The sequence below is a fragment of the Mesorhizobium sp. M7A.F.Ca.CA.003.01.2.1 genome (genome assembly GCF_003998945.1).
Lineage (GTDB): Bacteria > Pseudomonadota > Alphaproteobacteria > Rhizobiales > Rhizobiaceae > Mesorhizobium > Mesorhizobium ciceri.
Genome location: NZ_RZRA01000055.1, coordinates 1 through 11000, shown reverse-complemented (window position 1 = coordinate 11000; position 11000 = coordinate 1). Strand labels below are relative to the sequence as shown.

Sequence of the window (11000 nt, the reverse complement as noted above, 5' to 3'; positions counted from 1 at the left end):
CTTCTGGAACGGTTTTTCGGCCGTCGTCCATGATCTGGCGCCGAAGAACCGGGAGCTGCTGGCAAAGCGTGACGCCATCCAGGAACAGATAGACGGCTGGTATCGCGATCACGGCGCGCCGGTCGACATGGAGGCCTACAAGGGCTTCCTGAAAGGGATCGGCTACCTCGTTCCCGAAGGCCCGGCCTTCAGCGTGTCGACCGACAACGTCGACCCGGAAATTGCTGATGTTGCCGGACCGCAGCTGGTCGTGCCGGTGATGAATGCGCGCTATGCGCTCAACGCTGCCAATGCGCGCTGGGGTTCGCTCTACGATGCGCTCTACGGCACCGATGCCATCCCCGAAACGGATGGCGCCGAAAAGGGCAAAGCCTTCAATCCGGCACGCGGCGCCAAGGTCGTCGCCTGGACGAAGACCTTTCTCGACGAGGCTGCCCCGCTCACGTCCGGCAAATGGGCCGGCGTCAATGGCCTGTCGCTGGCGCAGGGTGCCTTGCGGCTGAGCGCCGGCGCCGGCTCGACGACGCTGGCCGACCCCAGGCAATTCGTCGGCTATCGCGGCGATGCCGCCAATCCCGATGCCGTGCTGCTTGTGCGCAACGGCCTGCACATCGAGATCGTGATCGACCGCAACAACCAGATCGGCCGCACCGATCCGGCGGGCATCGCCGATGTCATCCTGGAATCGGCGCTGACCACCATCCAGGACTGCGAGGATTCGGTCGCGGCGGTGGATGCGCCAGACAAGGTCGTCGTCTACCGCAACTGGCTCGGCCTGATGAAGGGTGACCTAGCGGAAGAGATCACCAAGGGCGGCAAGAGTTTTGTCCGCAAGCTCAATCCCGACCGCGCCTACACCGCGCCCGCCGGCGGCACGCTGACCGTGCCCGGCCGCTCGCTGATGCTGGTCAGGAATGTCGGCCACCTGATGACCAGCCCGGCGATCCTCGACCGCGACGGCAATGAGGTTCCGGAAGGCATCATGGATGCGGCGATGACGGCGCTGATCGCGTTGCACGATGTCGGGCCGAACGGCCGCCGCGCCAATTCCCGCGCCGGCTCGATGTATGTCGTGAAACCCAAGATGCATGGGCCCGACGAAGTCGCCTTCGCCGTCGAGATATTCGACCGCGTCGAGGCCCTGCTCGGCATGGCGAAAAATACCATCAAGATGGGCATCATGGATGAGGAGCGGCGCACCACCGTCAACCTCAAGGAGGCAATCCGCGCCGCAAAGGAGCGCGTCGTGTTCATCAACACCGGCTTTCTCGACCGCACCGGCGACGAGATCCACACCTCGATGGAAGCCGGCCCGATGATCCGCAAGGGCGACATGAAGCAGGCCGCCTGGATTTCCGCCTACGAGGCGTGGAATGTCGACACCGGGCTGGAATGCGGGCTGGCCGGCCACGCCCAGATCGGCAAGGGCATGTGGGCGATGCCGGATCTGATGGCTGCGATGCTGGTGGAGAAGATCGTCCACCCCAAGGCCGGCGCCAACACCGCCTGGGTGCCGTCGCCGACGGCGGCGACGCTGCATGCCACGCACTATCACAAGGTCGATGTTCACGCCGTGCAGGCGGCGCTGAAGAACCGGCCGAAGGCCAGGCTCGACGACATCCTGTCGGTGCCCGTTGCCGTGCGGCCGAACTGGTCGCCCGAGGATATCCAGAAGGAACTCGACAACAACGCGCAGGGCATTCTTGGCTATGTCGTGCGCTGGATCGACCAGGGCGTCGGCTGCTCGAAAGTGCCTGACATCAACGATGTCGGCCTGATGGAAGACCGCGCCACGCTGCGTATTTCCTCACAGCACATCGCCAACTGGCTGCACCACGGCGTGTGCAGCGAGGACCAGGTGATGGCGACGATGAAGCGCATGGCTGACATCGTCGACCGCCAGAACGAGGGCGACCCGCTCTACGAGCCGATGGCGGCCGACTTTGACAAGTCGATAGCCTTCCTCGCCGCCTGCGACCTGGTATTCAAGGGCCGCGCCCAGCCCAACGGCTACACCGAGCCGGTGTTGCACGCGCGGCGGCTGGAACTGAAGGCGCAGCAGGGCTGAAGAGGCCAGTCCCTGCCGTGAATGGGGCGGCAGGTCTTCGGCCTGACTTCCTCCGGAGGTGAGGCGTCAGGAAGCTGTATGGTCCAGGAGCCGGATGGTGGGATCGCGACGGTGTTCGGAGTTGACCCTATCGACGCCTTCCACCGTAATCGCGATCGTCCCGTTTTCCACTCTTGCTATCCAGCCCTTCGCTTTTAGATACCAGAGATGAAACTCGAGATGCTCTCGCGGACAGTCTGACAGGCGTTCGAGCTCCACATCCCCGATCCCGGGATTGCTGACGTCGTGCCGGCGCTTCGCGTAAAGCAGCGACAGCAGCCTGGCCTGGATCACGACATCCCGCTCGATGCCTTTGCTGTTGCTGGCTTCCTCGGTCAATTCGCGGCGAAGGCCGGCATGGTCCCTATACGCGATGTCGTATTGAGCGCGTTTGACCGGATCCTTGAGCGTGTTGTGGGCTTCCACGATTTCACTGAAGCGGGCTTCATCGCCGGTTTCGCGATTGTCGGGATGATAGCGCATCGCAAAATAGCGAAATATGCGCTCCAGCGTTTCCGAGTTGGCGTTCGGGCTGACTTCCAAAACTTCGTAGTAGTCAACGAACATAGCGGACTCCCCGACCGCAATCATATTCACATTATCTAAATAAGGAATTCCCAATGCGGAGACCAAGACTTTGGTCCGATGCGATGACGTCCACGCCCCCGAAGACGGAGAAACGGCCGGCGCCCGGTCGGTGGGGGCCGTTGGGTGGTGAGGACGTCGACCAAGCGGACAATCAGGTCCGCCGCAGTGCGGAGATGGCCGATTCGTCGGATGACGGTTATGGCGTGATTGCGGAAGGTGGTGTGGCAGAGTCGGCTTGTCGGGCGGCGAGTGATCTACGCCGCCTGCGCCACCCGCTCCGAGCTCATGCGGTAGGAAATCGCTTCGGCCAGATGGATGCGGCCGACGGTTTCGCTGGCGTCGAGATCGGCGAGTGTCCGCGCCACCTTCAGCACCCGGTGATAGGCTCGCGCCGAAAAGGCGAGCTTTTCGCTGGCGTCCTTGAGCAGCGACAGGCCGGCGGCGTCCGGCATGGCGATCTCCTCGATGACCGAGGGCGCGCAATGCGCGTTGGTGGTGGCGCGGGTGGCGCCGAGCCGCTCGAAGCGCCCGCACCATCCAGCGCGAGCGCATCGAGCGTCTGCGGCGTGAACTCGGGAAACTCGTCGAGGAACAGCACGCCGTGATGGGCCAGCGACACCTCGCCCGGCCGCGCGCGGATGCCGCCGCCGACCATCGCCGCCATCGAGGCCGAGTGGTGCGGCGCGCGGAACGGCCGCCGGTCAGTCAATTTGCCTTCGCCGAGCTCTCCCGCCACCGACGCGATCATCGAGACTTCGAGCAATTCCTTCGGCGCCAGCGGCGGCAGGATCGACGGCAGCCGCTGCGCCAGCATCGATTTGCCCGAGCCCGGCGGGCCGATCATGAGAAGATTATGCCCGCCGGCGGCCGCCACTTCCAGCGCCCGCTTGGCGGTCTCCTGGCCCTTGATGTCGGCGAGGTCGGGCAAATCCAGCGCGGCGGCGTGGATGCCGGCCTCGGGGCGCGACAGCACCTGCGTGCCGCGAAAATGATTGGCGATGGCAATCAGGCTGCGCGGTGCCAGAATGTCGAAATCCTTTCCAGCCCAGGCCGCCTCAGGTCCGCAGGCGAACGGGCAGATCAGGCCTTTGCCCTCGGCATTGGCGGCGATCGCCGCCGGCAAGGCGCCGGCGACCGCGGCAATCGTGCCGTCGAGCGACAATTCTCCAAGTACGACATAGCCGGCCAGCATGTCGCCCGGAATGGCGCCAAGGGCAGCCATCAGGCCAAGCGCGATCGGCAGGTCGTAGTGACTGCCTTCCTTCGGCAGGTCGGCCGGCGCCAGATTGACCGTGACCTTCTTCGACGGCATCGACAGGCCTGAAGCATGCAGTGCGGCCTGCACCCGCTCGCGGCTTTCGGCCACCGCCTTGTCGCCCAGGCCGACGATGTGCATGTTGACCTTGCCGGGCGCGATCATCACCTGCACATCGACCGGCACGGCCTCGATGCCCTGGAAAGCGACCGTGCGAACCCGCGCCACCATTTCTTTGCCCCCAGGCCACAACCCACGCGATGGCCAAGAAATGGCCCCACGGGCAGACAATCACAAATCCTCGGTCAAATCAAGAACATTACGGGAACATGTGAGCGCGTGGGTTGCAGCCGAATTGAGCGCGGTTGCAAAAACGGAACATGGTTAAGACAAAATGAAAACGGCTTACCCGCGCTTGTCCTCGACCGCGTCCCAGAACAGGCTGGCGATGTCGGCGCCGCCGAAGCGTTTGACCTCGCGCACGCCGGTCGGCGAGGTGACATTGATCTCGGTCATGTAGTCACCGATGACGTCGATGCCGACCAGGATGAAGCCACGCTCCTTCAGCGACGGCCCGATGCGGGCGCAGATCTCGCGTTCGCGCGCCGTCAGCTCGGTCTTTTCGGCGCGGCCGCCGACATGCATATTGGAGCGGGAATCATGTTCGGCGGGCACCCGGTTGATGGCGCCGACCGGCTCGCCGTCGATCAGGATGATGCGCTTGTCGCCCTTGCGCACGTCCTTGAGATAGCGCTGCACGATATAGGGTTCGCGAAACATCTGGCCGAACATTTCCAGCAGCGAGGCCAGGTTGCGGTCGCCCTCCAGCAGATGGAAGATGCCGGCGCCGCCATTGCCGTAGAGCGGCTTGACGATGATGTCGCCGAACTCCTTGCGGAAGGCGGCAACTTCGAGTGGATCCTTGGTGATCAGCGTGTCCGGCATCAGGTCGGCAAATTCGGTGACGAAGATCTTTTCCGGGCTGTTGCGCACCCAGGCCGGGTCGTTGACCACGAGCGTCTTCGGGTGGATGCGCTCCAGGATGTGCGTGGTGGTGATGTAGTTCATGTCGAAGGGCGGATCCTGGCGCAGCAGGACGACGTCCATCTCCGACAGATCGGTGCGCACCTTCTCGCCCAGCGAATAGTGGCTGCCTTTCTCGTCGCGCACCTGCATCTCCTCAATGCGGGCAAACACCTTGCCGTCGCGCAACGACAGCCGATCCGGCGTGTAGTGGAACAGCTCATGGCCACGCCGCTGCGCTTCCAGCGACAGCGCGAACGAGGTGTCGCCGGCGATCGACACGGTGGAGATGTGGTCCATCTGGACGGCGATTTTCAGCTTCATGGCGGGTCTCCGGCGGCTCTGATGGGCGACTGTCCTGCCTGTACAGGCTCACTGCCCGTCTGCCAATCGCGACCTTTTGAAGATTGGCATCAGCAAGTCGCAAGCTCGGCCCTGCCGGTCATTCCGTGACAGGAGCCAGGCTGCGCGTCCTCGTTGTTCCTTGAGCCCGAATGCACACCTCACATCGATCCTTCGAAACAGGTCGCGGTTGCCCATGGAAAATCGATTTCGCGATACGTTTCCTAAAGGGTTTGCTGCCAGTCTGAAAATAAATTCCGAAGTCACAAAACAGGGACACCGATGCAAACTTCGTTTGGCACCGGTCAGGCAAACAGGGAGAGCACGGATCTGGCATTCACCGATCCGTTGACCGGGCTTGGCAACCATCGCCGCTTCTTCGACAAGGTCGATCGGCTGATCGCCGACCGAGCCGACGATCCCGCGCCCTTTACCGTCGGGATTCTCGACCTCGACGGCTTCAAGCCGATCAACGATCTGTTCGGCCACAAGGCCGGCGACGACATCCTGATCCAGGTCGCGATGCGGCTGCGCGCCTCTATGGACGGCTATTCCACGGTCTGCCGCATCGGCGCCGACGAATTTGCTTTTCTCTATCCGATGGTATTCAGCGAGGACGCTGCGGCCGAAAAGTCGCGCATGCTGATCGAGATCCTGTCGGCGCCCTACGATGTCGGCGAACGCACCGCCAGGCTTTCGGCCTCGGTCGGCTGCTCGTTGTTCTATTCGGGCGACGAGACCACGGAAATCCTCATCAACAAGGCAGAGACGGCACTCTACCACGCCAAGCGTTCCGGCCGTGGCCGCGTCGTCGTCTACACCCGTGAGATGGAAGAAGCGGCCAAGCGCGTCACCCGCATCGAACAGGCGCTGCGCCGGGCTGTCTCGGCCGGCGAAGTGGAGCCGCATTTCCAACCCATCGTCGATCTCGCCACGCGCCGCACCATCGGCTTCGAGACGCTGGCGCGCTGGACCGACCGCGACCTGGGTTCCGTGCCGCCGACCGTCTTCATTCCCATCGCCGAGGAGCGCGGCATCATCGGCCCGTTGTCGCAGCTGGTGCTGCGCAAGGCGACGGAGGCCGCCAGAAGCTGGCCGAAGGACCTGTTCCTGTCGTTCAACCTGTCACCCTCGCAGCTCGTCGACCAGAACACCGGCCTGCACATACTGGCGATCCTCGACCGCACCGGCTTCGATCCGCGCCGGCTGGAGATCGAGATCACCGAGACCGGCCTGATGAACGACCCGGCCTCGGCCGCGCAGATCGTCGAGGATCTGCGCCGCGTCGGCATCCGCGTCTCGCTAGACGATTTCGGCACCGGCCAGTCCTCGCTCGGCCGCTTGCGCGAATTCCATTTCGACAAGCTCAAGATCGATCGCGCCTTCGTCTCCTCCATTCTCGACGACAGGCCGTCGGAACACATCATCCGCGCTATCCTCGCAATGTGCGAAGGGCTCGGCATGGACGTCGTCGCCGAAGGAATCGAGCAGGAAGCGCAGGCCGATCGCCTGGTCCAGTTTGGCTGCGCCGGCGGACAGGGCTATCTGTTCGGCAAGCCGGTCGATGCCGACGCCACGCTCGGCTATCTCCGCGATTCCTTCCGCGGCGCCCTGCGCGCCAAGGCGATCTGACCGGCGGTCCTCCGAGATCCCCAACCCCGACGGTGCTGCCGTGCGCATCCGGTGCGGCGCATTGTCGTTTTGTCTGACATAAGCCCTGAAATTCGGCGGTTCGCCCTTGCCCGCGCGCCTTGCGTGGCTAGGATGCGCGCCGATCACGCTACGGCGCCGCGCGTCTTTCAAGACGCGCAAAGGACGCTGTAGCATTTAACATTTGCGCATGATCCCTTTCCGAAAATCGATCCGATTTTCGGGGTCATGCGCTGGGAGACAACAACGATGATGCCATCGGCGCATTTTGCCGACCTCGAAGGAGCCTCGGTGCTGATCACCGGCGGCGGCTCCGGAATTGGCGCGGCACTGACCGAGGGTTTTGTGCGCCAGGGCGCCAATGTCGCCTTCATCGACATCGCCGACGGCCCAAGCACAGCTCTTGCCGACCGCATCGAGAAAGAATTCGGCCGCCGGCCGCTCTACCTCAAGACCGATTTGCGCGATGTCGAGGCCCTGCGGGCGTCCGCCGCGAAGGCTGCCGAGGCGCACGGCGATGTCACCGTGCTGGTCAACAATGCGGCCTGGGACGAACGCCACGCCGTCGAAGACGTGACGGTCGAGTTCTGGGACAACAACCAAGCCATTAATCTGAGGCCGCATTTCTTCACCGCGCAAGCGGTGGCGCCGGGCATGAAGCGGGCCGGCGGCGGCTCGATCATCAACTTCACCTCGACGTCCTATCTGATCAACCACCCCGACATGCCCTCCTACACGGCCGCCAAGGCCGGTATCCTCGGTCTGACCAAGGGGCTGGCCGGCAAGCTCGGTGTGGACGGCATCCGCGTCAACGCCATCGCACCCGGCTGGGTGATCACCGAGCGGCAGAAGGAGCTCTGGGTGACCGAACAGGGGCTTGCCGCCCATGTCGCCAAGCAGTGCATAAAACAGGTGATGCAGCCCGACGACATCGTCGGCACGGTGCTGTTCCTGGCCTCGGACGCTTCGCGCATGCTGACGGCGCAGATGCTGATCGTCGATGGAGGTTTCCTGTGAGCCAAGCCGGCAACGCACCGGCGGTCGCCGCCGTCGACTGGGGCACGACCCGCATGCGGGTCTGGCTGATCGACGGGCAAGGCAAGATGCTTGCCGAACGCCGCGGCGATGACGGCCTGATCACCGCGCAGCAAAAGGGCTTTTCGACCATCCTCGAAGGGCATCTGGCGGCGATGGGAGCACCAGCGGCGCTGCCCGTCATCATCTGCGGCATGGCCGGGTCCCGCCAGGGCTGGCTCGAAGCGCCCTATGTCACCGTGCCGGCGCCGCTTACCGCCATCCTTGCGGGCGCCGCCAGCGTGCCCGGACAGAGCCGTGACATCCGCATCGTTCCGGGTCTGGCCCAGCGGCTGACTGACGCGCCCGACGTCATGCGCGGCGAGGAAACCCAGCTTGCCGGCGCCGGCCTGCCGGCCAGGGGGCGCCAGTTGGTCTGCATGCCCGGCACCCATTCGAAATGGGTGCTGGTCGAGGATGGCGCCGTTACCGGCTTCGGCACCTGGCCGACCGGCGAGCTGTTTTCCGTGCTTGCCGCGCACTCGATCCTGCGCCATTCGCTCGGCGAACATCCGAAGCCCGTCACATCGGACAATCCGTTCTTCCGCCGCTGGTGCGAAACCGCATTGGGCGAAGGCGGCGATATCACCTCGCGACTGTTTTCGATCCGGGCCGCCGGCCTGCTGCAGGATCTGAAAGCCGACGATGCCGCCGCCTGCCTGTCCGGCCTTTTGATCGGCGGCGAGATCGCCTCCGCCAGCCGCCGGCATGGCGCCGGCGCCGAACCCGTGGTGCTGATTGCCTCCGGCGCGCTGGCCGCACTCTACCAGGCCGCACTTGGGCTTGCTGGGCTTGAGCTCCGGGCCGTCGACGCCGACGAGGCAGTGCGTGCCGGTCTCGTCGAGGCGGCGCGCGAGAACGGCATGATCGCCAGAATTGGAGTTGCCCGATGAGCCAGACCGCACCGTTTCCAAAACTCAAGCGCGGCCTGGTTGCCATCCTTCGCGGGCTCAAGCCCACCGAGGCGATGGCCATGGGCCAGGCGCTGTTCGACGCCGGCATCGAGGCGATCGAAGTGCCGCTGAACTCACCGCAACCGTTCTCGTCGATCGCCCGCATCGTCCAAGTGCTGCCGAAAACGGCGCTGGTCGGCGCCGGCACGGTGCTGACGCCGGCCGATGTCGATGGCTTGCACCAGGCCGGAGGGCGGCTGCTGGTCAGTCCCAACATCGATGCCGAGGTGATGGCGCGCGCCATGCATTACGGCATGGTGACGATGCCCGGCGTGTTCACGCCGACCGAAGCCTTCCTGGCGATCAAACTCGGCGCCTCGGCCCTGAAATTCTTCCCGGCGAGCGTGCTGGGCACCGGCGGCATTTCCGCGATGCGCGCGGTGTTGCCGGCGCAGACATTGGTCGGCGCCGTCGGCGGTGTCTCTGAAAAAGATTTTGCCGGCTACAAGGCTGCCGGCGTGACCGCCTTTGGTCTGGGCTCCAGCCTGTTCAAGCCGGGCATGAGCGTCGACGAGGTGGCCGCGCGTGCGCACGCTGCCGTCGCGGCCTGGGATGCGGTGTTCGGAGAAGCAGGATGAGCGAAGCGATCGTTTCGGTTTTTTCCGATCACGTCTGCCAGCTCGGCGAGGGGCCGAGCTACGATCCCGCCACCGATACGCTCTACTGGTTTGACATCGTCAACAGCCAGCTTCTGGAAAAGCGGCTGTCCGGCGGCGCGACCACCGTCCATGAGCTTGGCCAAATGGCGAGCGCCATCGCCGTCATCGACGACAAGCGCCAGCTGATCGCCGCCGAGACCGGCCTTTATGTCCGCGATGTCGCGACCGGCAAGCTGACGCTGCACACGCCTGTCGAGGCCGACAATCCGGTCACGCGCTCCAACGATTCCCGCGTCCATCCCTGTGGTGCCCTGTGGATGGGCACCATGGGCAAGGGCGAGGAAAAAGGCGCGGGTTCGATCTACTGGTTTTTCAAGGGCGAACTGCGCCAGCTGTTTTCGGACATCACCGTCTCCAATTCGATCTGTTTTACCGAGGATGGGGCGATCGCTTACTACACCGACACCTCGACCGGGATGCTGATGCGCGTCGCCTGCGACCCGGCGACCGGTCTGCCTGCCGGTGAGCCCAAGCTGTTCGTCGACCACCGCTCGGCCAAGGGCTATGTCGACGGGTCGGTGCTCGACCGCGACGGCATCCTGTGGAACGCCGTCTGGGGCGGCAGCGTCATCGAAGCCTACGGACCCGACGGCAAGCTCGTCCGCACGGTCGCCATGCCGGTGACGCAGCCATCCTGCCCAGCCTTCGTCGGCGCCAAGGCCGACCGGCTGGCGGTCACCTCCGCCTGGTCGGGCAAGGATGAGAAGCAGCGTCTGCTGGATCTGCAGGGCGGCATGACCTTTCTGCTCGATATTCCCGTCAACGGCCGCTTCGAGCCGCGCGTGCTGATCGCCTGATCGAACTGGATTCTACGGTCGGACGGTGCGTTGTCACGCCACCGCCCGCACCGTGTCGGTTTCGCGAGAGCCTGACGTCTCGACCATGCGATGGTAGGTGATCGTACCGCCGGGAATCGTTCATCTCATGCCAAGCCGTAAGCCGAAACTGATACTCATCCATGAGCCGGAAAAGGCTTGTTTCGACCGCCTGGTCGCCGACGGCCATGCGCCGCAGCGCGCAACCGAAATCGCGTCCTATCTGGCGCAGTCGACCGATCTCGCTCCTGAATTCGACGTGCTTGGCCGTGCCTGCCAGGCACGCGGCCTGTCGTTCGCGCCGGTGGGGCTCGACGACGCTGCCAGCGTGCTCGCCGGCGAGCATCCCAGCACAACGCTGGTCTGGACGCTGACCGACGGCATCGCCTATTTCCGCGGCGGCGCGGCGCCCGCTTTGGCGCGACTGGGCGGTTTCAAGACAATCGGCGCCGACGATGCGCTGTTCGCGCTCTGCCAGGACAAGTTCCGCTCCGGCGCCGTGCTCGGCGCGCTCGGCCTGCCGGTGCCACAGGC

Annotated in this window: 8 protein-coding genes and 2 pseudogenes; 7 read left to right on the top strand and 3 right to left on the bottom strand. The window is 64.6% G+C overall.

The genetic code is table 11. The features are described from left to right. Positions 1–2068 (top strand): malate synthase G (locus tag EN969_RS04430; RefSeq protein WP_127419000.1); only part of this gene is annotated, 2068 nt, incomplete at its 5' end. Positions 2069–2134: 66 nt separating this feature from the next. On the opposite strand, the gene EN969_RS04425 is transcribed toward EN969_RS04430, so the two are convergent. From EN969_RS04425 to gshB, 3 genes and pseudogenes are all read right to left on the bottom strand, one after another. Beyond that, positions 2135–2674: a J domain-containing protein gene (locus EN969_RS04425; protein ID WP_013528603.1), complete on the bottom strand. Its 540-nt coding sequence runs from the start codon at positions 2672–2674 to the stop codon at positions 2135–2137. 275 nt (positions 2675–2949) lie between these two features. Beyond that, positions 2950–4181: pseudogene (locus EN969_RS04420) on the bottom strand (YifB family Mg chelatase-like AAA ATPase). A gap of 174 nt (positions 4182–4355) precedes the next feature. Further along, positions 4356–5297 carry a glutathione synthase gene (gene gshB / locus EN969_RS04415; protein ID WP_013528601.1) on the bottom strand — a complete coding sequence of 314 codons (942 nt, stop codon included), beginning with the start codon at positions 5295–5297 and terminating at the stop codon, positions 4356–4358. A gap of 300 nt (positions 5298–5597) precedes the next feature. On the opposite strand from gshB, the gene EN969_RS04410 reads away from it, so the two are divergent. The 6 genes and pseudogenes from EN969_RS04410 to EN969_RS04385 all read left to right on the top strand — a co-directional run. After that, positions 5598–6947 carry an EAL domain-containing protein gene (locus EN969_RS04410; RefSeq protein WP_013528600.1) on the top strand — a complete coding sequence of 450 codons (1350 nt, stop codon included), beginning with the start codon at positions 5598–5600 and terminating at the stop codon, positions 6945–6947. A gap of 267 nt (positions 6948–7214) precedes the next feature. Continuing rightward, positions 7215–7982 (top strand): SDR family oxidoreductase, encoded by a 768-nt coding sequence (locus EN969_RS04405; RefSeq protein ID WP_063169668.1) that lies wholly within the window; start codon positions 7215–7217, stop codon positions 7980–7982. Next, positions 7979–8932: a 2-dehydro-3-deoxygalactonokinase gene (locus tag EN969_RS04400; RefSeq protein WP_063169669.1), complete on the top strand. Its 954-nt coding sequence runs from the start codon at positions 7979–7981 to the stop codon at positions 8930–8932. Before EN969_RS04405 ends, EN969_RS04400 begins: the two co-directional genes overlap by 4 nt. Further along, the gene (locus EN969_RS04395) at positions 8929–9570 is read left to right on the top strand and encodes a 2-dehydro-3-deoxy-6-phosphogalactonate aldolase (protein WP_063169670.1); all 642 of its coding nucleotides are present in this window, start codon (positions 8929–8931) and stop codon (positions 9568–9570) included. Before EN969_RS04400 ends, EN969_RS04395 begins: the two co-directional genes overlap by 4 nt. Continuing rightward, positions 9567–10448 carry an SMP-30/gluconolactonase/LRE family protein gene (locus tag EN969_RS04390; RefSeq protein ID WP_063169671.1) on the top strand — a complete coding sequence of 294 codons (882 nt, stop codon included), beginning with the start codon at positions 9567–9569 and terminating at the stop codon, positions 10446–10448. The genes EN969_RS04395 and EN969_RS04390 overlap by 4 nt, the downstream gene beginning before the upstream one ends. A gap of 127 nt (positions 10449–10575) precedes the next feature. After that, positions 10576–11000, top strand: a pseudogene (locus tag EN969_RS04385) (D-alanine:D-lactate ligase-like protein); the annotation flags it as partial.